The sequence below is a fragment of the Saccharibacillus kuerlensis DSM 22868 genome, from assembly GCF_000378145.1.
Lineage (GTDB): Bacteria > Bacillota > Bacilli > Paenibacillales > Paenibacillaceae > Saccharibacillus > Saccharibacillus kuerlensis.
Map to the genome: position 1 here is coordinate 1 of NZ_KB899305.1, position 24,273 is coordinate 24,273.

At 50.8% G+C, this 24,273-nt stretch carries 27 protein-coding genes; 11 read left to right on the forward strand and 16 right to left on the reverse strand.

Going from position 1 to position 24,273, the window contains the following annotated elements:
- Positions 1-470 precede the first annotated feature (470 nt).
- The gene (locus F456_RS0118790) at positions 471-1,976 is read right to left on the reverse strand and encodes a replication initiation and membrane attachment family protein (RefSeq protein ID WP_018978600.1); all 1,506 of its coding nucleotides are present in this window, start codon (positions 1,974-1,976) and stop codon (positions 471-473) included.
- Positions 1,977-2,409: 433 nt separating this feature from the next.
- On the opposite strand from F456_RS0118790, the gene hemQ reads away from it, so the two are divergent.
- On the forward strand, positions 2,410-3,156 hold the full coding sequence (gene hemQ, locus F456_RS0118795) for a hydrogen peroxide-dependent heme synthase (protein WP_018978601.1): 747 nt from the start codon (positions 2,410-2,412) through the stop codon (positions 3,154-3,156).
- Here the strand turns inward: hemQ and F456_RS24440 are convergent.
- The 4 genes from F456_RS24440 to F456_RS0118815 form a co-directional block, all read right to left on the reverse strand.
- A complete protein-coding gene (locus tag F456_RS24440; RefSeq protein WP_157060139.1) occupies positions 3,153-3,485 on the reverse strand; it encodes a hypothetical protein in 333 nt (110 codons plus the stop codon). The genes hemQ and F456_RS24440 overlap by 4 nt on opposite strands.
- Positions 3,486-3,516: 31 nt before the next feature.
- Positions 3,517-4,794, reverse strand: coding sequence for a HAMP domain-containing sensor histidine kinase (locus F456_RS23030; protein WP_018978603.1), 1,278 nt, complete (start codon positions 4,792-4,794; stop codon positions 3,517-3,519).
- The gene (locus F456_RS0118810) at positions 4,782-5,456 is read right to left on the reverse strand and encodes a response regulator transcription factor (protein ID WP_018978604.1); all 675 of its coding nucleotides are present in this window, start codon (positions 5,454-5,456) and stop codon (positions 4,782-4,784) included. The genes F456_RS23030 and F456_RS0118810 overlap by 13 nt, the downstream gene beginning before the upstream one ends.
- Before the next feature lie 222 nt (positions 5,457-5,678).
- A complete protein-coding gene (locus tag F456_RS0118815; RefSeq protein WP_018978605.1) occupies positions 5,679-6,869 on the reverse strand; it encodes an NAD(P)/FAD-dependent oxidoreductase in 1,191 nt (396 codons plus the stop codon).
- A gap of 450 nt (positions 6,870-7,319) precedes the next feature.
- Between F456_RS0118815 and F456_RS0118820 the strand changes: the two genes are divergently transcribed.
- The 7 genes from F456_RS0118820 (at position 7,320) to F456_RS0118850 (ending at position 13,250) form a co-directional block, all read left to right on the forward strand.
- Positions 7,320-8,321: an NAD(P)/FAD-dependent oxidoreductase gene (locus F456_RS0118820; protein WP_018978606.1), complete on the forward strand. Its 1,002-nt coding sequence runs from the start codon at positions 7,320-7,322 to the stop codon at positions 8,319-8,321.
- A 409-nt stretch (positions 8,322-8,730) separates the two neighbouring features.
- Positions 8,731-8,931, forward strand: a complete 201-nt coding sequence (locus tag F456_RS0118825) for a hypothetical protein (protein WP_018978607.1) — start codon at positions 8,731-8,733, stop codon at positions 8,929-8,931.
- A gap of 21 nt (positions 8,932-8,952) precedes the next feature.
- Entirely contained in the window at positions 8,953-9,627 is a 675-nt protein-coding gene (locus tag F456_RS23035) for a TraX family protein (RefSeq protein ID WP_018978608.1), read from the forward strand.
- A gap of 98 nt (positions 9,628-9,725) precedes the next feature.
- A complete protein-coding gene (locus F456_RS23040) occupies positions 9,726-10,043 on the forward strand; it encodes a hypothetical protein (protein WP_018978609.1) in 318 nt (105 codons plus the stop codon).
- Positions 10,044-10,358: 315 nt separating this feature from the next.
- Positions 10,359-11,402: an ABC transporter substrate-binding protein gene (locus F456_RS0118840; protein WP_018978610.1), complete on the forward strand. Its 1,044-nt coding sequence runs from the start codon at positions 10,359-10,361 to the stop codon at positions 11,400-11,402.
- 133 nt (positions 11,403-11,535) lie between these two features.
- Complete coding sequence (locus tag F456_RS0118845; RefSeq protein WP_018978611.1) at positions 11,536-12,456, forward strand: ABC transporter permease; 921 nt, start codon at positions 11,536-11,538, stop codon at positions 12,454-12,456.
- Positions 12,456-13,250 (forward strand): ABC transporter ATP-binding protein, encoded by a 795-nt coding sequence (locus F456_RS0118850; RefSeq protein ID WP_018978612.1) that lies wholly within the window; start codon positions 12,456-12,458, stop codon positions 13,248-13,250. The genes F456_RS0118845 and F456_RS0118850 overlap by 1 nt, the downstream gene beginning before the upstream one ends.
- Positions 13,251-13,316: 66 nt before the next feature.
- Here F456_RS0118850 and F456_RS0118855 read toward each other — a convergent pair whose 3' ends face one another.
- The 3 genes from F456_RS0118855 to F456_RS0118865 all read right to left on the reverse strand — a co-directional run bounded on the left by F456_RS0118855 (position 13,317) and on the right by F456_RS0118865 (position 15,585).
- The gene (locus F456_RS0118855; RefSeq protein WP_018978613.1) at positions 13,317-13,982 is read right to left on the reverse strand and encodes a DUF421 domain-containing protein; all 666 of its coding nucleotides are present in this window, start codon (positions 13,980-13,982) and stop codon (positions 13,317-13,319) included.
- Between the two features lie 130 nt (positions 13,983-14,112).
- Positions 14,113-15,027 carry an HPr(Ser) kinase/phosphatase gene (gene hprK, locus F456_RS0118860; RefSeq protein WP_018978614.1) on the reverse strand — a complete coding sequence of 305 codons (915 nt, stop codon included), beginning with the start codon at positions 15,025-15,027 and terminating at the stop codon, positions 14,113-14,115.
- Positions 15,028-15,222: 195 nt separating this feature from the next.
- Positions 15,223-15,585: a HesB/IscA family protein gene (locus F456_RS0118865; RefSeq protein WP_018978615.1), complete on the reverse strand. Its 363-nt coding sequence runs from the start codon at positions 15,583-15,585 to the stop codon at positions 15,223-15,225.
- Positions 15,586-15,993: 408 nt separating this feature from the next.
- On the opposite strand from F456_RS0118865, the gene mqnE reads away from it, so the two are divergent.
- Complete coding sequence (gene mqnE, locus F456_RS0118870) at positions 15,994-17,100, forward strand: aminofutalosine synthase MqnE (protein WP_018978616.1); 1,107 nt, start codon at positions 15,994-15,996, stop codon at positions 17,098-17,100.
- Between the two features lie 46 nt (positions 17,101-17,146).
- Positions 17,147-18,211 (forward strand): NAD(P)/FAD-dependent oxidoreductase, encoded by a 1,065-nt coding sequence (locus tag F456_RS0118875; protein ID WP_018978617.1) that lies wholly within the window; start codon positions 17,147-17,149, stop codon positions 18,209-18,211.
- Positions 18,212-18,547: 336 nt separating this feature from the next.
- Here F456_RS0118875 and F456_RS25145 read toward each other — a convergent pair whose 3' ends face one another.
- The 5 genes from F456_RS25145 to F456_RS0118905 all read right to left on the reverse strand — a co-directional run bounded on the left by F456_RS25145 (position 18,548) and on the right by F456_RS0118905 (position 20,838).
- Entirely contained in the window at positions 18,548-18,685 is a 138-nt protein-coding gene (locus F456_RS25145) for a hypothetical protein (protein WP_018978619.1), read from the reverse strand.
- Positions 18,682-18,870, reverse strand: coding sequence for a PTS sugar transporter subunit IIB (locus F456_RS24940; RefSeq protein WP_026293984.1), 189 nt, complete (start codon positions 18,868-18,870; stop codon positions 18,682-18,684). The genes F456_RS25145 and F456_RS24940 overlap by 4 nt, the downstream gene beginning before the upstream one ends.
- Before the next feature lie 197 nt (positions 18,871-19,067).
- Positions 19,068-19,793 (reverse strand): hypothetical protein, encoded by a 726-nt coding sequence (locus tag F456_RS0118895; RefSeq protein ID WP_018978620.1) that lies wholly within the window; start codon positions 19,791-19,793, stop codon positions 19,068-19,070.
- A 5-nt stretch (positions 19,794-19,798) separates the two neighbouring features.
- A complete protein-coding gene (locus tag F456_RS0118900) occupies positions 19,799-20,401 on the reverse strand; it encodes a sigma-70 family RNA polymerase sigma factor (RefSeq protein WP_018978621.1) in 603 nt (200 codons plus the stop codon).
- Between the two features lie 179 nt (positions 20,402-20,580).
- A complete protein-coding gene (locus F456_RS0118905) occupies positions 20,581-20,838 on the reverse strand; it encodes a YuzB family protein (RefSeq protein ID WP_018978622.1) in 258 nt (85 codons plus the stop codon).
- 205 nt (positions 20,839-21,043) lie between these two features.
- Between F456_RS0118905 and F456_RS0118910 the strand changes: the two genes are divergently transcribed.
- Positions 21,044-21,289 (forward strand): NifU family protein, encoded by a 246-nt coding sequence (locus F456_RS0118910; RefSeq protein WP_018978623.1) that lies wholly within the window; start codon positions 21,044-21,046, stop codon positions 21,287-21,289.
- Between the two features lie 337 nt (positions 21,290-21,626).
- Here the strand turns inward: F456_RS0118910 and F456_RS0118915 are convergent, their stop codons facing one another.
- Genes F456_RS0118915 through F456_RS0118925 form a run of 3 tightly spaced genes read right to left on the reverse strand, consistent with a single transcriptional unit; the run spans position 21,627 to position 24,199 of the window.
- Positions 21,627-22,475, reverse strand: coding sequence for a MetQ/NlpA family ABC transporter substrate-binding protein (locus F456_RS0118915; protein WP_018978624.1), 849 nt, complete (start codon positions 22,473-22,475; stop codon positions 21,627-21,629).
- Positions 22,476-22,514: 39 nt separating this feature from the next.
- Positions 22,515-23,186: a methionine ABC transporter permease gene (locus F456_RS0118920; RefSeq protein WP_018978625.1), complete on the reverse strand. Its 672-nt coding sequence runs from the start codon at positions 23,184-23,186 to the stop codon at positions 22,515-22,517.
- The gene (locus F456_RS0118925; RefSeq protein ID WP_018978626.1) at positions 23,183-24,199 is read right to left on the reverse strand and encodes a methionine ABC transporter ATP-binding protein; all 1,017 of its coding nucleotides are present in this window, start codon (positions 24,197-24,199) and stop codon (positions 23,183-23,185) included. The genes F456_RS0118920 and F456_RS0118925 overlap by 4 nt, the downstream gene beginning before the upstream one ends.
- Between the last annotated feature and the right edge of the window lie 74 nt (positions 24,200-24,273).

Here is a 24,273-nt window from a genome sequence, read left to right on the forward strand (position 1 = left end):
TCCATTGCTGCTTTCCCGCAGCGCTTGTTGGCGCGGCAGGTTCCTGTTCGACAAGGGTGGCTCGCAAGAATTCTGCTTGCGGGTGGGGCTCGGAAGGCGCCGACAGGATCGGCTGTCCTCGCGGGAAACCTTCGGAGCAGGCTCGGAAGGCGCCGATAGTTTCGGCTCTCCTCGCGGGAACCCTTCAGAGCAGGCTCGGAAAGCGCCGATAGTTTCGGCTCTCCTCGCGGAAAGCTTCAGAGCAGGCTCGGAAGGCGCCGATAGTTTCGGCTCTCCTCGCGGAAAGCTTCAGAGCAGGCTCGGAAGGCGCCGATAGTTTCGGCTCTCCTCGCGGGAACCCTTCGGAGCAGGCTTGGAAGGCGCCGATAGCTTCGGCTGTCCTCGCGGAAAGCTTCAGAGCAGGCTCGGAAGGCGCCGATAATTTCGGCTGTCCTCGCGGGAACCTTCAGAGACTAGGATACAGCATAGGATTAATGCTGAGGCTTTTTCTTGCTGGCCTTCATTTCTTCGGCCAGACGCACGTATTCGGCGAATTCTTCGTCGCTGACTGCGGTCTGGACCGGTGTGTTCTGTACAATCGGCAACTCGGGCTTGCCGCGGACAGCTTTGCCCTGAGTACGGGCACGGCCGCCGCTTTGGGCAGCCGCTTTGCGTTTTGGATTATCTTGATCGCGGATATAACGGACGGCTTTCTCGTAGGTATCGATCTGGCGCAGCAGCATATTCGACGCGATCGAATCGACGAAGTTGCGGCTGATCCGCTGTTCCCCGTCGCGGCCCAGTAGAGTCACAAGGTAATGGATCAGCACATTAATGACTTCACCCGGCAGTTTGTAGCTGAGATCAATCTTGCTGAACATATCGAGCCAAGGTCCCGGTACTGTTCCCGGGAAGAAGTTTCGCAGCAGACCTGTATAAGGTTCGTTGCGAAGCAGCATATTATATTGATGGATATCGCATTTCGATTGGAACTGTGTAGGCACTTCCAAGTAATACTCCATCTCCACAGCATGTTCGACCGGAGTTTCTTCGGCAGTCGGTTCTTCCGGACGTACAGCCCGTGACGCGCGAAGCTGACGTTCCTCGGTTCTTTTGGCTGTCTGACGGAAGGTCAGATGGGCACGGTTCTGAAGATTGTCCAGCAGCAGCTCTCCGTCGCTTGTGAAGATTCCTTCCTCGTCCAGCAGTCTGACGATATCTTCGACGTTCAGGTCGAACTTGCGCGCAACATGGTTAATCATGCCCATCTGTTCTCGGTTATGACGCAGACCTTCGACAAACGGCCGGTTGCGTGCTCCGCGAGGAAAATGCAGAATCACGTCGGAGTAATCGAACAGCGGCTCTTCCACTGGCATGTTCTTGCTCTGACGGCGTGCCGGCGACGCTTCGGTCAGCGCCTGCTCAAGCTCGTAATCGATCACATGCGTATTCAGTTCGAAAATTTCATAAAACGGCTGCGAGATATTTTCCTTCGCGGCTTTTCCGGCTTCGCTTAACTCCTCCGGTTCGCCATTCCAGAAACGTTCCTGCAGTGCCAGCACCGCAAACTTGCCGATTCGATCGCGGAGCAGCAGCGTCAAATGCTGGGTTGCGAAAAAGTCGGATGGCGGCAGCGGCTGCTGAAGTTCGTATTCATACATATATTGATCCTGATCCGGCAGATACAAACGGTGAGTCTGCAGCAGACCGACCGCCTCCAGCTTCGAAGCATTCTCAATCATCAGCGTACGGCCCCGGTCGTTTGGCTCGATACCCAGCGTAAGAAACAGGGTACGCTGCTGTTCGGGCTTGGAATATCCGGTCTGTTCCGCCGGAAGGTGCTGAGCCAGCAGCCGGTACAATGCGACGGCCGATGTCCCGACCATTGGCTGGTAAACCATGGTCAGCATACGCTCGTCCAGACTGCTCAGGCTGAAATCGCGATACGTATAATAACGGTGATGTTCCGTGTAGTGCAGCAGACTCTTCATGCGCATCGGCGGATGTCCCCCTCTTGTCCTTGCAAATTGCCTGTAAAAATAGACTTGCTCCGCGGAACGCGCCCTTGGTTATGGACAGGTTCGTTGGAGCTTCTCCATTTTACCACAATTCCTTCTGCAGGAAAGGGCGGAAAGAAAGCAAAATCACGGGAATACGAACCGGCCCCGCGACCGGATGCGTTCGGGCTTCGGAATGCTTATCTTTTTGCGAACATCTGTTCAAATCTTCATGAGATCTTTTTGCACCCCGAATTGCCCTTCCGTTCCTCGTTGCGATACAATAGAAAACGGAAGTTCCTAGGAGCGCTTTTCGCGCATGCTATGCTTGGTTTGAAGGAATGATTTGTAAGGGGCACGCCGCTTCATAAGCCGCATGCTCGCTTGTGAAAATCCCCACCATTATATAATCTCATTTGGGAGTGATCGATTCATGAATGAAGCTACACTGACGCTTGAGGGCTGGTATTGTTTGCACGATTTCCGCTCAATTGACTGGACGATGTGGAAAGCCGCCGATAACGAAGAACGCGCAGGTGCTATTGAAGACCTCGAGGAATTTATGCAGGAATTTGCGGTAACCGCACAGAACGGAGTCGGAAGCACAGCCGTCTATTCGATTGTAGGCCAGAAAGCTGATTTCGTGTTCATGTACCTGCGCGAGACGCTGGAAGATCTGAGCAATCTGGAAACGGCGTTCAACAAGACCGACTTTGCCAAATTCACGAAAAAGGAATACTCCTATGTCAGCGTCGTAGAGCTCAGCAACTACCTGGCTAAGGAGGGCGAAGACCCTATGCAAAATCCGCATGTCGTTGCACGCCTTAAGCCGGAACTGCCGAAGTCGGAGCATATCTGCTTCTACCCAATGAACAAAAAGCGCGATCTGAGCGATAACTGGTACATGCTGTCGATGGACGATCGCAAAACGATGATGCGCAGCCACGGTCTGATCGGACGCAGCTACGCGGGCAAAGTTAAGCAGATCATTACGGGTTCTGTCGGCTTTGACGATTGGGAGTGGGGCGTTACCCTGTTTGCGGACGACGCGCTGCAGTTCAAAAAGCTGATTTACGAGATGCGTTTTGATGAAGTCAGTGCCCGGTACGGCGAGTTCGGTCCGTTCTATGTAGGAAACCTGCTGAATTGGGAAAAAGCTGCGGAGATGTTGAAGGTTTAAGATTGAGCGACGAAAGGTGTGGAGTGAAGCGCTTTGGACGACTGAGTCGTCCAGGGCGCTTTTTTGTGCGGACTGCGGGTAAGGCGGGTGGAGCGGACGTCCGGCGAAGGGGTCGGTTCCGTAGGCACCACGCACGTGCGCCCACTTTTACCAAGCAGCAAAGCGCTCCGGGCGACGCTTTGGGTCCGAAGCGCTTTGCCTTTTTCCGCCAATCTATAGGGTGGGGAAGAGGAGCTGCGAAGCTGCGCCCGGGATTCGAAACGCCGGACTTCATCTCCAGCTGTCGAATCGGAAAGCGGCTGGATGCGTGGCAGATTCAGAAGCGACAAATGTCGTTACTCGAAGTGAAACTTCTGTCCCTCAACGCTCTGGTTCTATAATCGGATCGGATAAATCCTGAAACACCGCCGTTACTTTCGCGCCGCCTGACCGATTATTGTCTAGGATCAGGCAGCCACCGTGTTTTTCGCACAGTAGACGGCAGAGGTAGAGACCGAGGCCGAAATGCTCGCTGGACGGGGAAGCATTACTACGATAGTAAGGTTCAATACCGCGGATAATAGCATCAGCGCTGAAACCGGGGCCATCGTCGGCAACTACGATGCGCAGCGAGTCTTCCATATGGTCAAAAGAAACTACAATCGAGGAAGAAGCGAATCGCTCGGCGTTGACGATCAGATTTTCGAACACTCGGGAAATGATGTCGGAATCCAGAAAGAGAGCGCCCGGCAAAAGATGATCGAACTTCAGAGTCTTGGAACCGCATAATGCTTTGCCGGTTTCACTCAGCTCTTCGGCCAATTCCGATAACTCGACTTCTCGAGCTTGAGGTTCCAATTCTTCAAGCTTTTGCACGGAGCTCATGGAAGCGACGTACTTCTCCAACCGATCGGCATTGCGGCGGAGGGCGGAAATAGCAGTCAGCGTCTCGTCGCGATCTAACTCACCGGATGGATAGAAATCGGCAAGCAGGTCAATCCGACCTTTAAGCACGGCCAGAGGAGTCCTCAGATCATGCGAAAAAGCGGCATTCAGACGTTTGCGTTCTTCGGCAATCCGCCACATTTCTCGATTACTGCGTTCAAGCTCGCCGCGCATCTTCTCGAATGCTTCGCCGATCCGTCCAAATTCGTCGCGTCGAAATGTCCCGATACGGAAATCAAGATCACCTGAGGACACTCGTTCTGCTGCTTCGATCATCTTTCGCAGAGGCTGCTGGACACGATGGCGATAGAACATAAACAACCCACCGCCCAACAGAAGAATCGTATACGCGTAAGGAGCCCCATACTGAACAATCAAATAAAAGCCGCCTTTGAGTTTGTGGGCATACGTAAAGTCTGCGAAACGCGGACTTGAAGTGCCGTTTTCATAGATCCGAACCCGGATGCTGCCCGATTCGTCGGGTTCGGCTCTTTCCAAGCTGCTTGCGTTCTTTACGTACACCCACTCATACGGAAGCGAATCCCAATAAGAAGCATACAAAACTCCATATCGCTGTGCCGCTTCGTGAGTCGTTGCCTGTGACAGAAAAATGACCAGCGATACCCATACAGCTGTGAGCAGCATAAACTCGGTGAGTACCGAGCGGAAACCAAATCTCTTCGAAGCGATTGACCGTCTGTTTAAGCTCTCCATTTGTATCCCAACCCCCATATGGTTTCGATTGGGGAGCTTGCGCCGACATCGGCCAATTTGCCTCTCAATTTGCGAATGTGTTCGGCTACAACTGCGCTGCTGCCTTCACCTTCGGCCCCCCAGATCCGTTCGTAAATCGCTTCTTTGTCAAACACCCGGCCCGCATGCAGCGAAAGCAGTTCCGCTATTCGGTATTCCTGACGGGTCAGCGTCACCGCCAGTCCACGATAGGTCATTTCAGCTGCCGAATAATTGATGACCAGTCCACCGGCAAACTTCGCTTCGGACTTCCCATTCTGCCGCTCCTCCCTGCGCAGATGCGCGGCAACGCGGGCGGCCAGTTCGGATAGACTGAACGGCTTGACGATATAATCGTCGCCGCCCGCAGCGAAGCCATTTATCTTATCGACTTCTTCGATCCGAGCGGTCAAAAACAGGATCGGGCAGGAGACTGCTTTTCGCAAGCTGCGGCAAACTTCAAGCCCATCCATGCCGGGCATACCAATATCGAGCAGAATAAGATCAGGCTTCTGTACCGCTTTCCGGATGGCTTCTTCTCCTCCTTCGGCGAGCATGACGTCATACCCGCATTTGACGAAGTAACTGTTCAACATATCGCGGATATCCGGTTCATCGTCGGCAACCAACAGCGTATAACTCATTTGCGTCCCTCCTTCCTGTTCAGCATACCCGACGTTTATCAAGACTTTTCCAAGAAAGACTCCGTACAAAAAAATTCAATGATCAAGTCTGGAAACCTTTTGAGCACGAAAAAAAGCCGCCTCTGCATCCCGTTTACACGGTGCAGAGACAGCCTTTGTTATCCAATAATATATCGATAACCGATAATTCGGACTAATGATATACCTTTGCTGAAAATCAGCTTACAGGAAACGTCCTTTTTTCAGAACGAGACCCAAGCCGCCGATGACGAACAAGTAGCGAGCGTCAACGACTTTTTTCAGCTGAGCTGCCGGCCAGCCTTTGATTTTCTTGCCGGCTACAACGGCAACGGCTTCGCCTTTGCCCAGGGAAGCAACAGTACCCTTGTTGCTGAATACGAACTTCTCAGGCTGTTGCCCGCGAATAGTTGCGACCAGGTTCTTCGCGACGCGTTCGCCCTGCTGCATAGCGATCTGTGCAGTCGGCGGGTAAGGACGACCTTCAGGTCCGATCATAAGCGAACCGTCGCCGATGATGAATACATTTTCATGACCCGGAGCTTTCAGGTACTCGTCAACTTTAACGCGTCCGCGCATAGCTTCGAAGCCTGCGTCTTCGATCAGGTGGTTACCACGGATACCGCCGGTCCATACAACAGTCTTGGACTCAATGCGTTCGCCTTCACCGATCGTTACGCCGTTTTCATCGCAAGCTTTAACCGGTACGCCGATGCGGAATGTTACGCCTTTTTTGGTCAGCGTGTCCATTGCGTAAGTGACCAGTTCCGGATCGAAGCCCGGCAGAGCGGACGGAGCAGCTTCTACGTTGTACAGTCCCACTTTCGAAGGATCTACGCCGTACTCTTTGCACAGCTCAGGCAGACGGTTCGCCATTTCGCCGACAAACTCGATACCCGTGAAGCCGGCGCCGCCGACAACAAAGTTCAGGCGAGTTTCGTCGCCGTCTTTTTTGTACTCTTTGAACTGTGTTTCGATGTGTTCGCGAATCGCGCGTACGGAATTGATGCTGCGGATCGAGAATGCATGCTCTTTCATGCCAGGGATGCCGAATGTTTCTGGGTCTCCACCCAGAGCGATAATCAGGTAGTCGTACGACAGCGTTCCGTCTTCCAGAACGACTTGACGTTCTTCCGGCTTGATTTCCGTAACGTTCGATTTCACCAGGTCGATTTTGAATTCGTCAACCAGGTTCGAAATTTTCTCATACGTTTTCTCGTCGGGCTGTGTACCGGCTGCCGGCATGTGCAGCTCCGTCGTGAAGTAATGATAGTCGTGACGGTTAACCAGTGTAACATCGGCCTCGTTGTTTTTAAGCTTTTTTTGCAGGTTTTGAGCTGTGAGGATACCGGCATATCCGGCGCCCAGGATTACGATTTTGGGAATGCTGTTCATTGTTTTTCTTACCCCTTTTCGATTCAATAGTCATTTATTGGGATAACCCTTAACGGGTTGAAGCCTCATGTGAAAACTTACACAAAAATAAAGAAAACTCTCCCCGTCAATCACTTATCCCGTCCGCATCTTGACTGCGACTTTTATCACATACATTGTACGCTTTTCCCTGCGATATTTCAAAAGAAAATTTGAAAATTAGACGCATATTCGACAAAAAATATTCAGGGTTGTCAGAGAACCTTTATCGATAGGCTTTCTAAGCAAGCTGGCAGAACCTATAAGCTTTCTATTATTTCATATATAAGAGCTATGACTGCAAAACAACGAAAAAGCCAGGAATTCGCTTTGCAATCCGGTAAAAAACGAGTTTATAATAGATAAGATTGAGAGAATCGAATCCATTTCAATAGATTTATAACGATTTATACCTTCGGAGGTGCTTATCAAGTGACAGAGATCCACAACGGCGAAAATATCGCCGATATTCTGATCATCGGCGGCGGCCCGGCAGGATTGTTCGCCGCTTTTTATGGGGGAATGCGCCAGGCGTCCGTAAAGCTGATCGAAAGTATGCCTCAGCTTGGCGGGCAGTTGGCCGCGCTTTATCCCGAAAAATACATTTACGACGTAGCCGGTTTTCCAAAAGTAACCGCCCAGGAATTGGTTAACCAGCTTGTCGAACAGATGAATCATTTCGAGCAGGAAATCTGCCTCGAAGAAAAAGTTGTCTCCGTGGATAAGGAAGACGAACAGCGCTTCAAAGTTACGACTGACAAAGATGTACATTATGCGAAGTCCGTCATTATTACGGCCGGCGTCGGCGCTTTCGAGCCCCGCCGCTTGACACTGGAAGGTGCAGAGCGTTTCGAAGGCGTCAACCTGCACTATTTCGTCAGCGATCTCAGCAGGTTTGCAGGCCGTAAAGTACTGCTCAGTGGCGGCGGCGACTCTGCAGTCGATTGGGCGCTGATGCTGGAACCGATCGCCGAACAGGTGACGCTGATCCACCGCCGGGACAAGTTCCGTGCACACGAACACAGCGTAGAAAACTTGATGTCCTCCAAGGTCAATGTTGTAACCCCGACAGAAATTACGGAGCTGGTCGGCGAAGAGCGGATCGAACGCGTGGTATTGTCGCATGTGAAAACGGGCGAAACGCAAGAGATTGAAGTGGACGATGTCATCGTCAATTTCGGATTTGTCTCTTCGCTGGGTCCCATCTCTGAATGGGGAATCGAAATCCAGAGCAATTCGATCGTGGTCGACACGCGTATGGAAACGAGCATTCCGGGTATTTTCGCCGCAGGCGATATTACGACTTATCCGGGCAAGCTGAAGCTGATCGCAGTCGGATTCGGCGAAGCGCCAACAGCCGTAAATAATGCGAAAGTATACTTTGATCCGGAAGCCAAGTTGTCCCCGGGACACAGTAGCAACATGAAACGCTAATTATCCACAAAATCGACATATTTAAGCCCGTTATGCCTTCCAGCGCCGCGGCGCCCGGTATAACGGGCTTTTTATATGTGTGTAACCGGTATCTTATCCCCCGTTTTCTGTGCACAAACTGTGTATAGTGTGGGTATAATGATCTTAAGTGCTTATTCTGGCGCTGTGGATTTGGGGATAACTTTATGCACAACGTTTCTGCTTGCCTTCGGACATATTCGGCATGGTATGATGAAAGCGGACTATGATGAATCTCATTTCCCGATTGTTCTTTTACCAAGTTGGACTTCATCATAAGCTCTGTTCCTTCTATTTTATAAGCCGATAAGGCAGCCCATATTTTTTTGGATTTTACCAATCTTCACACTTATGCTTTATTATTCTTTATCATTTAAAAGGAGGAACCCAAGTGGCAGGTTTCGCGAGCGATTTATATTTGGTCATTTCGATTGTCGAGATTATTATTCTGCTGATGATTGCCGTATTTATGGTTATGCTCAGCATCAAGTTCTGGAAAGAAAAGCGCTTCGGTCCTGTTATCGCATTCTCTATCTTCCTGATTGTATGCTTGACGCTGACCTGGTGGAGTTTGCAGGATAAATTTTTATAACGGACGAAGGAGGCTTTTTGCTTGCAGTTGATTGCCATGATTACGATGCTTATTGACCACCTGGGCGCTACCTTTTTCCAAAATGAAGGGTGGATGCGTATTGTCGGAAGAATCGCATTCCCTATTTACTGCTACCTGCTGGTAGTCGGCTACAAGCGTACGCGCAGCAAGCCCCGTTATGCATTCCGGCTGTTCATCCTGGCGCTGATATCTCAGCTTCCGTTCATGTTCGCGTTCACAACTACCGGGGTCAACGTCATTGCCACCCTACTGGTAGCCCTCCTGATCGTTATGGCGATTGACTATTTTAAGGGACAGCCTTGGCTGCAGTGGGCCGTCGGTCTGCTGCTGATTGCTGCAACCTATGCACCGATGGCCATGCTGAAATTTGATTATGCCACTTACGGAGTGCTGCTGGTGCTTATCTACCGTTATATGCCGAACGCTTGGGCGATGGTCGGTGGGCATCTGGTGCTGAATATTCTTTTGGGAAATTCCATTCAATTCTTCAGTCTGACCACAACCCTTTTAATCGCCATTATCCATTCGGCCGCTCCGGAAGTCCGGACGGAAGTTCGCCTGCCGCGTTGGCTATGGCGCGCTTTTTACCCGGCTCATCTGGCGCTTATCGCTCTGATTGAGTGGCAGCTTTACGGCGCGGGGTATGAATACAATCTTGCAGAAATCTTCACGTGATATTCAGCCCAACACTTTATGTTTCATCTTCCTTAAAAATGGGTATTATACCCTATTATCATATATAAACACACATAAGGAAGTTGGGGGAGTATCATATGGTGCTCGCACGCACATTCAAGGGTGTCAGCGGTTTATTCGAACTTATCCTCGGACTTCCACTGCTGGGCGGCATGGTCGTCATGGGCAGCGGATGGGGAATCACCGCGGTTATGTTCGTTTTGCACACCGTTACACTTCTGCTGTCGCTGCAGCACCGGCAGTCGTTTTATGGATCGGCGGCAGGGATTGTCACCTGTCTGCTCGTATCTGTCCCGATTGCGGGCATGTTCGGTCACTGGGTAACGGCCGTTCTGCTGCTTGTCAGCATGGTCGACCGTTATGGAGCCGGAATGTCAGGCTACAACCGTGTCTGATCAGCACTGCCCAAAATGGTTCGCGGATTCGAAATCGACATCGGTTTCGGACGCGAGCCATTTTTATTTTCCAAAGATTCAATTTCGGATTGACTGCCGGTAAATTCTCAACGTAATATAGGGAAAACGTCGACAAGCCGATTGTTCGCTTCTTCTCTACCTTTTTGCTTTATCGCACGAAAGCAACAATGCGGTTTCGCGGTCTCCTATTAAAAATGAGGCGCCTTACCTGCTGCCGTTTCTGGTCGTTGACAGGTTCGGTATACCGCAAGCATGCCAATCCAATATAGAGATAGGGAAAGGGGTTTATAATTTATGAAAAAACAGAAATGGCTTCCGCTTGTTCTGACACTTTCGCTCGCCGCCCTGGCTGGCTGCGGCCAAAACGATTCGACTGCCGGTTCCGGTGCACAGGGAGGAGACTCGACCGGTACTTCCGAGACTCAATCTTACAAAGTCGCAATCTCGCAGATCGTGGAACACCCTTCTCTCGATGCTACCCGTGAAGGCTTTATCGATGCACTCAAAGATGGCGGTATCGTCGAAGGTGAGAACCTAACGCTCGATTACAACAACGCCCAAGGGGACTCGACCAACAACCTGTCGATCGCCCAGAAGCTTGCGGGAAGCCAAAACGATCTTGTATTTGCGATAGCCACTCCATCAGCTCAAGCAGCCGCTTCCCAGGTCAAGGAAACGCCGGTAGTGTTTGCAGCTGTAACCGACCCGGTAAGCGCCAAGATTGTATCGAGTATGGAACAGCCGGGAGGCAACGTAACGGGAGCTTCCGATACGAATCCGGAAGCGATCAAACAATTGGCCGATTTTATCGCCGAAGAGATGCCCGATATCAAGACGATCGGTCTTGTACTGAATGAAGGCGAGCCGAATGCTGTTGTCATGGCAGACCGTGCAGAGCAGGAATTGGGTACTCATGGCATTAAGCTGATTAAAGCCGCCGTTACCAATACGTCCGAAGTTCAGCAGGCCGCACAGTCGCTCGCCGGCCAGGTCGACGCCCTCTATATTACGCTCGACAATACGGTCGTCAGCGCCGTCGATACGATCATCAAAGTCGCCAACGATAACAAACTGCCCTTCTTCTCCAGCGACCGCGATACGGTCGAAAGAGGCGCATTCGCAACCGTCGGATTCAAATACTACGATCATGGCTATCAAGCTGGCGAGATGGCTGTCGATATTTTGAAGAACGGCAAGAAGCCTGCCGATCTTCCGGTAGCTATGCAGGAAAAACTCGATTTGATTCTCAACCTCAAAGCTGCCGAAGCGCAGGGTATCGAAGTGACCGACGGAATGAAGAGCAAGATACAGGATCAAGAAAATAATATCATTCAGTAACAATCCGGACCTCAGCCGGACACAGCAGCGAACCGGAACGGGATGAGCAGCGGCTTCATCCCGTTTTGCGTTACTGTCGGCCAAGTTCGCAGTGTAACAGTCCATTTACCTTTTCGCACAGGAGGCGTCATCTATGTTTGAAAATTTAGTCGGCTCACTTCCCGGAGCCATCTATCTGGGGCTGCTGTATGCCCTGATGGCGCTCGGCGTTTACATTACATTCCGGATTCTCGATTTCCCCGATTTGACCGTTGACGGGAGCTTTACCACCGGGGCGGCTACCGCGGCTGTCATGATCTCGCATGGCATCTCGCCGTGGATCTCGTCGCTAACGGCTATTCTTGCCGGCATGGCGGCAGGCGCCTGTACGGGACTGCTGCATACCAAGGGGAAGATCAACGGTCTGCTGTCGGGTATTCTTATGATGATCGCCCTCTATTCGATCAACCTGCGCATACTCGGAATGCCGAACGTATCCATTATGGGCGAAAACACCGTTCTCGATACCTTCCCGCCTATTCCTTTTATGATTATAGTCGTACTGGTCTTCAAGCTGGTGCTTGATGCCTTCCTGAAAACGGACCTCGGCCTGGCGCTGCGGGCAACAGGAGATAACAAACGCATGATCCGGAGCTTCGGCGCTAACACGGATAATACGACTATTCTGGGCATCAGTCTTTCAAACGGCCTTGTTGCCCTATCGGGTGCCCTGATCGCACAGCAGTCCTCGTTCGCCGACGCCACATCGGGGATCGGCATGATCGTCATCGGTCTGGCTTCCGTCATTATCGGCGAAGCGCTGTTCGGTGCTAAAACAGTCTTCCGTGCTACACTCGCCGTCGTACTCGGTTCGATCGTCTATCGTATCGTCATCTCACTGGCCCTGCAGATCAAAGGCTTTGAGACCTCCGACTTGAAGCTTATTACGGCCGTTATTGTTATTATCGCGCTTGTGTTCCCAACCGTGCGAAGCGCAATCAAACAGCGAAGTGCCGCCAAAAAGCGTTCTGCCGAACTGCTTAAATCATTCGAAACTGCTGGAGGTGACCGTTGATGCTGCATGTATCGAACGTGTCCAAGCTGTTCAACTCCGGAACCGTCGACGAGAAAATTGCACTGATCGGGATTCAACTGCATTTGAATCCGGGGGACTTCGTGACAGTGATCGGCAGTAATGGTGCAGGCAAGTCGACATTGATGAATATGATCTCCGGCGTCATGAAGCCCGATACCGGAGAAATCCGCATCGGCGACCGCTCTGTGACTGCTCTGCCGGAACACCGCCGCAGCCAGTGGATCGGACGCGTATTCCAAGACCCGATGGCTGGCACTGCTCCGCGGATGACTATTGAAGAAAATTTGGCAATGGCTTATCTGCGCGGCAAACGGCGCGGCTTTGCCTTTGGCGTCAGCAGTGCGCGCCGCAAGCTGTTCCAGGGCGAACTGAACCGTCTAGGCATCGGTCTGGAGAATCGTCTTAACGCTAAGGTCGGATTGCTGTCCGGCGGCGAACGGCAGGCGCTGAGCCTGCTTATGGCGACGTTCACGCGTCCTCAGATTCTGCTGCTCGACGAACACACTGCGGCACTGGATCCTTCTCGCGCCGAACTGATCACGTCGTTGACCGACGAGATTGTACGCGACATGAACCTGACTACCCTGATGGTCACGCATAATATGGAACAGGCGATCCGTCTGGGCAACCGTCTGGTTATGATGGACAAAGGGCGCATTATTCTTGATATCGGCGAAGCCGACAAGCAGCACCTGACTGTCGAGCGTCTAATGAGCGAATTCGAACGGATCAGCGGCAAGAAGATGGCCGATGACCGTACCCTTCTGGGCTGACGGCATCCGTTCCCTGGTTTTCTCTCCGCTTTGAATCAGACGTTCTCGATACGAAAAGAACCCGGCTCATTCAGCCGGGTTCTTTTTATGTTCACTTTCCGGGTAAGGCACAAGATACAGTCCGTACTCCGAAGACCATAATGCACAAAAAATGTCCCGCACATTGTCGTAGCCGGCTTCCTGCAAAACCTTGCGAGTCTCTTCCTTATCCTGGAGCTGCCCTAGGTCCTTCTCTACATATTCTCCGGTATTGACTAACAGATAAGAGAGTTTCTGAATGGGTTCACCCTTCGTAATCACACTTAGTCTGCCGCTCGTTTCAAGAATCGCAAGCTCTACGTTTTCCAGACAGAAGATATTTTGCTCCCTCAGAAGAGAACGGAACTGTTCCACTTCCATATTGGTATCGATAAAGCTCTGCACCTGCATCTTCCCGTCGACAAACAGCATAGCCGGACTGCCTTTGATCGTAGTACGCGCATGCTCTTTCTGCCGGACGACGACCTGGATGCCGTATACCATCAGTCCCCAAACGGCAATTGCCGAAATCAGATGGAACAGCGTAACCCGGGTATCATAGATCGACTGGGCCAATATGCCGCCAAGAACAAGCATATATACCAAGTCGAAAGACGTGGCTTGCGACAGCGTTTTTTTGCCGAGCAGCCTGACTGTGACGAGTAGGGCAATCAGTCCGAATACGAGCTTAAGCATAAGAGTAAGAAACAGCATAGGCAGCTCCGTCCTTTTCCGAAAAGTGGTCGTCCGGCAAACAGCCTTTACCGAACTTTCAAAGCTTTGATGCCTATATACCCTCTCTGCAGAAAAGCGAACAGTCATCTCAAGCGAAATGTTAAAAGGATCAGGTGGCCTCGTCTTCCAGCCGTCCTATAAACTCCTCTGCCGCGCTGTATCCAAGCTGTTTCAAGTACCAATTATTAGCTGCCGCTTCAATCAGTCCTGCTGTATCTCGTCCCGGCTGCAGTTGAATTTCGATATGCGGAATTTTGACACCCAAATATTCCGTGAACTGATCCGCAACCTCTAGGTCATTGTTCAGCGCTTTGTCTTCCCAGGGAGTAAGCTCGATGTCGAGTACAATACGGGTCTCGTCCTGGAACGCCGTACGTCCGTACTGACGAACAACGTTGATAAGTCCAATGCTGCGCAGGGCCAGAAACTCACGCGTAATCGTATTATGCGTGCCCAGCAGCGTCGCCGGCCCGAGCTTTTTCAACACCACGATATCGTCGGCTACAAAACGGTGTCCCCGGCCGATCAACGTATGCGCCGTCTCGCTCTTGCCGATACCCGAACGCCCGCGCAGCAGTACGCCAATCCCTGATACATTGACGCAAACGCCGTGAATGGACATTTCGGGTGCCAGCGCCTTCAACAGGTAACCGTCGAGCTTCGTGATAAACTCGGTCGTCGTATCGCCGGTTCGCAGCAGCGGGATACTTTCCTGATCGCAGTACATTTCGAGAAAGGGAATTTCCTGCATATTGGTCGTTACGACAAAGCAGGGCGGGTGGTACTTGACGATATTGCCGATATGCAGCTTGCGCTCTTCAACGGTAAGCTGCAGCAGGTAAGTAATCTCTTTGCGACCCAAAACCTGCACCCGGTGCATCGGAAAATAATCGAAATAGCCGACAAACTCCAATCCGGGGCGATGTGCCTTATGACGATTGATCTCACGATCCAGCTGATCGGCGCCTGCCAGCACCTCCAGCTTGAACGTTTTGACAATGTCTTCTACGGAAACGGTCTTCATTCGGTATTCCTCCTTGTCTGAAGCTTAATGATGTTTGCGCCCAAATTCACAACATAATTCGCAGCGAAACAAAAGGCCGGCTTATCGCCATACCCAAAAAAAGCTTTCAACCCGGACATGGCATCCAAGCCGAAAGCTTCGTGCTGATTTCCTAACTTTCCTGCTGACTTCAACCATCGATACCAAAACGACGAATCAGTCGCAAGGCTGCGCCAGTACTTCGTCTTCTTCGCGTGTACGGAACGAAGATCCGCATCCGCAGGTCGCTACAGCGTTCGGATTGAAGATCGTGAAACCTCCACTCATACCGGATTCTTCAAAATCCACCTGCAGGCCGTTCAAATATTTCAAGTCATCTTTCGATACAACGACTTTCAAGCCTTGTATTTCCATATATACGTCGTCCGCGTCGGACTCCTCGTTATCAAAGCCCATTGCGTATGAAAAACCGCTGCAGCCGCCGCTGGCTACGCCTAGTCTAAGAAACATACCCGGCGTCTCCTGCTGCTCCAACATCTCTCTAATGCGCGAAGCGGCCGTATCTGTGATTTCGATCATGGTTTTTCCTCCTTTACGCTTTCTCTCTACATTATACGCTTCACTGCCTGAGGACTCAAGCATTTCGGCGGGCTCGCTTCCGATTGCGCATATAAGTCACACTGCTTTTTATGTGGAATTTTTTACATAAAGACTTCGTATTGCCCCGTTAGACGAGTAGGTTTATAATGGGAAAGGTATAACGTTTTGAATTTTCAGAAATTCGACAAAAAAACGTAAAGGAATCGGCTCGGCCGGTTGATGTAACTTTTTTCACATTTTCAGAAACGAAAACTTCGTTTCAGTCAGATAGCTGCCGCTTTTAGCGGCTTTGTTTTTGTCGGTTGTCCACTTTTCCGGTCCGACCCGGGCCCGCCCGTTCCGGTGTTATTCGCGCCGCTTCGGGATCAACAAGGAGGTTCTCACTAAATGTCTACAATCATCAATCCGACAATGGATACACGCATGGCGGAAATTGCAGAAAAGGTCCATAACGGGCAGCGTTTGAGCTTGGAAGACGGCGTTTATTTATATCAGAGCGACGATATTTTGACGATCGGTCAGCTTGCCAATGAAGTTAACCTGCGCAAAAATGGCAAGAAAGTCTACTTTATCGAAAATATGAGCCTGTACTTCACCAACGTCTGCGAAGCACACTGCGCATTTTGCAACTTCCGCAAAGACCAGGGCGAAGAAGGTTCATATACGCTGAGCGGCGAAGAGATGGTCCGCTACGTCGAGCAGAACATCACGCCGGGCGTACGTGAGTTTCATATTGTAGGCGGCCATAATAACCATGTGCCTTTCCAATACTACGTTGATTCGCTGATCGCGTTGAACAAGCACTTCCCTGACATTACGATCAAAGCTTATACGGCGGCGGAAATCGACTTCTTTACCCGAATCAGCGGACTGTCGATTGAAGAGGTACTCAAAACGCTGCAGGAAGCAGGCCTTAAATCCTTGACTGGCGGCGGAGCCGAAATTTTGTCCGATGAGTACCGCAAAAAAATGCGCGTAGACAAGGCTAACGTCGATCGTTATCTGGAAGTGCACCGCACTGCCCATAAACTTGGAATGCGTACGCACACGACCATGCTGTATGGTTCGATCGAAAGCCATGAAGACCGGGTCAACCATATGATTCAGATTCGTGAACTTCAGGATGAGACGAACGGATTCATGGTATTTATTCCGCTCTCCATGCAGCCGAAAAGTCGCAATGCCAGCATTATGCGGCGCAACTCGGCTTTCGAAGATCTCAAGACGATTGCCATTAGCCGTTTGATGCTGGACAACATCGATCACATCAAAGCTTATTTCATCAATATCGGTACGCAGCTGACCCAGATGGCCCTGACGTTCGGTGCTTCCGATGCGCATGGTACAATTGTAAAAGAACGAATCAGCCATGCGGCGGGAGCTGTCACTCCGGAAGGACTGACACGCAAAGAACTGATCTGGCTGATCAAGGGAGCAGGCCGCATTCCCGTGGAACGCGACACGTTCTATAACGAGATCGAAGTCTACGAGTAACTTCTCGCCGGCCGCTCCATTATTCCATTCACAAGGAGATCTGCATATGAAAAATCTCGTTATTCTCGGCGGGGGCTACGGCGGCCTGACCATTCTGGACGAACTTTTGAAGCATATTCCTTCCGATGTGAACGTAACCTTGATCGATCGTGTTCCTTTTATGGGACTCAAAACGGAATATTACGCGCTTGCGGCTGGAACGGTTTCCGACCATAAGCTGCGTATCTCTTTCCCAAATCACCCTCAATTCAAAACGCATTTCGGTACGGTAGAAAGCATTGATCTCGAGGGCAAAAAAGTGCTGCTGCAAAATGATGAGCCGGTCTCTTACGATCAGCTTGTTATTGCACTCGGCTGCACCGACAATTATCACGGCGTGCCCGGCGCGGATGAGTTCACTTACAGCATCCAGTCGCTGCACGGCTCGCGCCGTACGAACGACAAGCTGGGCAGCCTCAAGCCGTCCGCACATGTGCATATCGTCGGTGGAGGACTCAGCGGCATCGAACTGGCGGCGGAGCTGCGTGAGAGCCGTCACGATCTGCAGATCACTCTGCTGGATCGCGGCGAGCGGCTGCTGTCTTCCTACCAGCCGCGCATCTCGCGCTATGTGCAGGAGTGGTTCAAGAAACACGACGTCGAAGTGTGTCATAAAGTTTCGATCAGCCGCGTGGAACAGGGGGCGCTCTACAACGGCGACGAACTGATGGACACTGACGCTGTCGTTTGGACTGCCGGAATCCAACCTGTCGAAGTTGTGCAGAAATTGAACGTGACCAAGGACCGCTCCGGTCGTGTGACGATCAATGAATATTCGCAAATTCCGGAATATCCGGAAGTGTTCGTCTGCGGCGACTGCGCCAGCCTGAAATTTGCTCCAAGTGCCCAAGCAGCCGAAGCCCAAGGCGAGCAGATTGCGAACATCCTGTTGGCATTTTGGAAAGATGAAACGCCAAGACTCAAACCGATCAAGCTCAAAGGCATGCTCGGCTCTCTCGGCCAGAAAGCCGGATTCGGCTTGAATGTCATTGGCGATACGTCGATTACGGGCCGTGTTCCGCGTCTGCTTAAGAGCGGCGTGCTGTGGATGTCGAAGCATAACTTGGGTTAGGTGGTGTCCGGCTTCGTTCAGCCGGTAAAATCCGATGCGTTTGTCCGGGCCGGGAGGCTCCGGAGAACTTGATTCCGATCGCGTGTTGCATTCGGGAAATTGGACTGGGTTATCATGAGGAGATTTCCCGAATGCAAAGGCGAACATTCCATTTCTCCATTCCATTTCTCCATTCAAGTTCTCCTACGCCCAGGCATGCCTGTCCAACGCCAAATGATTTTCCCAACCCAAGAAGCCGTACTCGGTTAGAGTACGGCTTCTTTTTTGCTTCTAAGATAACAAACTTTTCACACTTGCAGAAAGGCAAAAACTACTCCTTCAAAAAGAGCAAGACGGTCAGAATTGCTGGAAACACTTGATACGGATAAGCGGTACTGCGACCGTTTCCCACGCGCCGTCCTCGTCGCCGGCGAAGCGAGGGCCCAGCAGATCGACGACTTCGTCGTAGACCTTGATGACTTCGTTGCCGATCACGACCTGGCACTGGCGCCCATCTTGACCGCCATGACGCCCTCGGTGCTTTCCAGCTTCGCCACGTCCGCCTTGCTGTCGTCTTTGAGCGAGAAGCGGAGTCGGGTCGAGCAGTGTTCGAAATGCGCGACGTTTTCTTTACCGTCGACGTTTTTGAGGACTTCGGAAGCGGTGCGTTTGTAGTCCATATCTATGCTCCTTTTTTAGGTCTTATGAAAGGTTTCAGCAATTTTTCGAATAAAAAAGGATCTAAAACGACAAACCGCAAGATTCGTCATTTTAGGTCCTGCCTGCTTTACCAGTCACATGCCTAACGGTTTTATTAGATTGGTGCCATTGTAGCTCATAATTTTGAAAGCTTCATCATTGAGGATGGATTTATTTTTTATTTCGTTTTTTCCACCCTAGCACCTAGTCGCGAGAGATACGAATTGAGCCGCTCCATAGTGGGTTCATCCCATTCTCTGCCGTAACCCTTCGCTTTTTCGATCAACGCTCGGAATTCCGCATACTCCGTCGAGTCGAATTTTTGCTCCGCCTTCACAATCATTTCCGCCCAGAAGTCCTCCTCTGTAAAGTTTTCATCGGCCTGGGCTCTGGCCTCTTCGCTTGTATCCAGACCTGCGGTTTGCTTGACGATTTCTTGCTCCAATGCCTCCAAACGCTCTAATTCTTCGACGCTCATTTCGCTTGTTTTCACTTGTCCGTCTTCTCCTACATGTGGGTTGATTAAACTTGCCGCTTCTCGGAGCAGTCGCGTCAATTGTGCGTATTCCGAATCCGACATTTGCGACTTCACCGTCTGCAGCTTGGCTTCCAACTGCTCGTAGGCGTTTAGATCTCCCCCAAAGTTTCCTTTAGAACCGTAAATGGCATCGGCCAAGTAATGATACCCGGCATAGGCTCCCGCCGGCAGAATCAGTACTGCGGAAAGCACAGCTACCAGTATCCGTTTGCGAACCTTCGACCGATGGCGGTCCGCGTATGCCGATCCGCTCGTCGTTTCATTCGCTTCGATTTGCGCCGAAATTTTACGCAGAACTTCTTCGGGTGCTTTCCAATCGCGTGTCTTCTTCTGCAATGCGGACTGAAGTTCTTGTTCCAAACCCATGAATATCATCCTCCTGTTTTCAGGCTGCGTTCCTTCGCAGGTTCCGATTTGGACTGCTGAAGCCGCATAGGCTCGTTCTTGCGTAAACGTTCGAGCGCGGCATGAATACGCGATTTGACCGTACCCGTCGGAATGCCCAGCATCTCCGCGATCTCTTCTTGCGCGTAGTCATTCAGATACCTCAGTACGACAATCTGACGAAGTTTGTAAGGAAGCCGCCCGATACGTTCGATCCACTCACCGCGATCAAGACGTTCCGCCGACTGACCGGAGAAATCCGCTTCTTGCGTTTCCCGGCCGTATTGCGCTGCCCGCCCGACTTTGCGTACCTGCATCCAGCGTTTTCTTCGACATGCTTTGACTTGGCGCAGCGCAATTCCTGTAAGCCACGGCCGAAAAGCGCGATTTCGATCAAATTGATGCAAATTCCGATGGACCTGCAAATAGGTTTCCTGCATCACGTCTTGGGCATCTTCGGCATTTCCGACTAGCAGACGAATGATCTTGTAAAGCTCTCCGGCCGTTTGGTTGTACAATTCGGCGTAAGCGGCAGAACTGCCGGCAAGGGTGCGCTCGATCAAATCCTGCTGCTCTTCTTTTCGCTCCATTCGATCTCTCCTTTCTCTCTTTCTCTATGTATTGGCAGTTTTGCTCGTTTTCGTTCGTTTTTTCAAATTTATACGCCCCAAATTCAAGTAAAAAAGCTTTATCGGAGCGAAAAATTTCGCCGATAAAGCTTGCAGGTTCATGATGAATTTGCAGCCATCCGGCCGCTTGATTTTTGATTTTAATCCAGATCCAATGAAGCCCAAGGATCTTCCTCATTCATTTTGACGTCGATTGCCTTTTCCAACGCTTCCGGCGTATCCGCTTCGACGATATCGCTGTTTACCATTGCATACGGTCCGAAGTCACATTGACCGCAGTTGCCGAGACAACCGTACTCGATCACATCATATTCCGGATTGGCATCGAGCTTGTCGAACAGTTCCTGCGTGCCATGATGCATGTTGCTGGCACAGAACTCGATAATCGGTCTAATCATGATTTTCTCACCTATTCTTATTTATTCTCAGCCGTATGCCGGCAAACATGTAATGCTTCTTTAAATTTCGATCCATTTATATTATAATACAAGAGAGACTTTTGCAAAGTTTGATTTAGTCTTTCAGCTTTTTGCAAAATGATTCTCCGAAGTGACTACACTGTTTTGACTGTACGCTTCAAACATTTGAGAGGAGCTGACTATAATGAGTGAAAATGCACAACTTGAGATGTATGATGAGGTATTGGACGTTCTGGACAAACTGCGTCCGTTCCTGCAGCGTGACGGCGGAGACGTTGAGCTGGTTGACGTTGAAGACGGCATCGTGAAGCTGAAGCTGGTTGGCGCTTGCGGCAGCTGCCCAAGTTCCACAATCACGCTCAAAGCCGGTATCGAACGCGCCCTATTCGAAGAAGTCGAAGGCGTGAACGAAGTTATCCAAGTATTCTAAGACAGACTCCGATCTGTACAGAATGTCCCTCTTAGGGATTTCATATGACGAAGCGCTGAATCTTCGGATTCGGCGCTTTTTTGTGTTCGAATTACATTCTCTTTAGCTCCATTACTTTACTACCCTACTTCACTTCACTTCACTTCACTTCACTTCACTTCACTTCACTTCACTTCACTTCACTTCACTTCACTTCACTTCACTACTTCACTTTACTACTTCACTATTCTATATTTCAAATAGACAAAAGCCCCGGTCCTCCATCAGGAGTCCGGGGCTTTTGATTTCTGTTTCACTTCAATAACGGCAGTGCCGAGGATCTCATCCTATGATCTGCTTAGAAAGCCGGGATGATCTCGCCTTGGTACTTCTCTTCGATGAAGGCTTTCGTATCATCGGAGTTCAGAGCAGCCATCAACTTTTTAACTGCGTCAGAATCTTTGTTATCTTGACGAGTTACGATCAGGTTTGCATAAGGTACGTCTCTGTCTTCAACGAACAGAGCGTCTTTACCCGGCGACAGATTGGCTTCCAGCGCATAGTTGGCGTTGATCATAGCCAGATCAACTTCGTCCAACTGACGTGGGATAGCAGCGGCTTCCAACGGCAGGAACTTCAGGTTTTTCGAATTTTCTGTAACGTCACGCTCAGTCGACGTGATGTCTGCGCCTTCTTTCAGCTTGATCAGACCTGCTTTCTCAAGCAGCAGCAGTGCACGAGCGGTATTGGTTGGGTCGTTCGGGATAGCTACGGTTGCACCATCAGCCAGTTCGTCGATCGACGTGATCTTTTTGGAGTAGCCAGCGAACGGTTCGATATGAACAGCACCTATGCTGACCAGATCCGTACCGTTTTTCTCATTCTGTACGTCCAGGTAAGATTGCGTTTGGAAGAAGTTGGCATCCAGCGACTTTTCCGCGAGCTGTGTGTTTGGCAGGATATAATCCGAGAATTGAACAATTTCAAGGTTTACGCCTTCTTTGGCAAGTTCCGGCTTAATGTGTTCAAGAATTTCAGCATGAGGAACCGGAGAAGCGCCGACTTTAAGCGTAACGGCTTCGCCTGAATTGGCATTCTCGGTAGAAGCGTTATCTGTCGAAGCGTTTGTACCGCCATTGCTGCTGCCGCATGCCGCCAGCAGAGCGACGAGCGAAAGTGTGAGTACCGCAAGAATCCATTTTTTCATTGTGTTTCTCCCCTTTGGTTTGGTAGTTTTGTGTATGTTTTATTTCCGGGTAAAATGAATGACCAGACGATCGCCGACCATCTGAATAACCTGCACCATCAGTATAATTAGAACGAGTGATACGAGCATGACGGCTGTTTCGTAGCGGTAATAACCGTAGTTGACGGCCAGAGTACCCAAGCCTCCTCCTCCAACCAGACCGGACATCGCCGTATAGGAGATCAGTGCAATAATCGTCACCGTAAATCCGGCGATCAGTCCTGGCAGCGATTCCCGCAGAATGACCTTATAGACAATCTGCCAAGTCGATGCTCCCATTGCCTGTGCCGCTTCGATCACCCCACGGTCCACTTCACGCAGCGAAGTCTCAACGAGACGGGCAAAGAACGGTGCAGCACCGATTACAAGCGGCGGAATCATGCCTCGCACACCGATCGAGGTATTGACGATTTCTTTGGTAATCGGGATCAGTGCGATGATCAAGATAATAAATGGCACAGAGCGCAAAATATTGACGATCACCGACAGGAAGCTGTAAAGCGTGCGCAGGACCATCGAAGAGGATCGTGCCCATAGAAACAGGATAATTCCTATCGGAAGACCGAGGATTAAGGTAAAGAGACTGGAGTACGCAAGCATCTGAAGCGTCTCGACGGTTGCCTTCCCGAATTCCTCCCAGTTGACTTGTGAAAAATCGAGATCGTTGTTCATTGCAGCTCCTCCACTTCAAGCCTCTGTTCAATAAGCCTTCTTAAGGTCTGTTCGATCGCTTCCTTATTCCCTTCGAATCGCACAATCAGCTGTCCATAAGGCACATCTTTGATCCGGGAAATCGTTCCTTGCAAAATGGCGAAGTCGACATTTGTTTCTTTGACCGTTTGCGACAAAATCGACTGATAGGTCAATTCGCCGATAAACGTTACTTTGACCGTACGCGACGATTCTGGATTCAGAGCGTGAATCGCTTCCTGCAGAACCTCTCCGCTGTCGGATTCACGGTTAATGAAATCGCGCGTGATCGCTTCTCTCGGTTTCAAGAATACTTCGATGACCGGACCCTGCTCTGCAATAATACCGTCATTGATAACGGCCACTTTATCGCAGATACTCTGGATCACATGCATTTCATGCGTGATCAGTACGATAGTCAGCCCAAGCTTGCGGTTGATATCGAGCAGCAGCCGCAGAATGGAGTCTGTCGTCTGCGGATCGAGCGCAGATGTCGCTTCGTCGCACAGCAGCACATTCGGATCGGTTGCCAGCGCCCGGGCGATGCCGACTCGCTGCTTCTGTCCACCGGACAGCTGGGCCGGGTATTTGGTCGCATGTTCGGTCAAGCCGACCAGCTCGAGCATCGCTTTGACCTTGCGGTCGATCTCACTCCGCGACATACGTTCCAGTCTAAGCGGGAAAGCGATATTGTCGTATATGGTCGCTGACGACAGCAGATTAAAATGTTGAAAAATCATACCGATGCGGCGACGCTGACGCTGAAGCTGACGCTTTCCGAGCCGCGTCATATCGGTATCTCCGATCCAGACCGAACCGCTTGTCGGCTGCTCCAGCATGTTAATGCATCGGATTAAAGTGCTCTTACCAGCGCCGGAATGACCGATAATGCCGAAGATCTCGCCTTTTCCGATCTCCAGGTTAATTCCGTTTAGCGCGGTCGTGGTCTTAGACCTTGTTGTATAAGTCTTGACCAGATTTTTGATGGTGATCACTCGGTTCGTTCCTCCTACTCGGCTGATGCCGCTGCTTTCCTTGTTCTTGCTGCCTTGCTTGTGCTCCGCGCTGA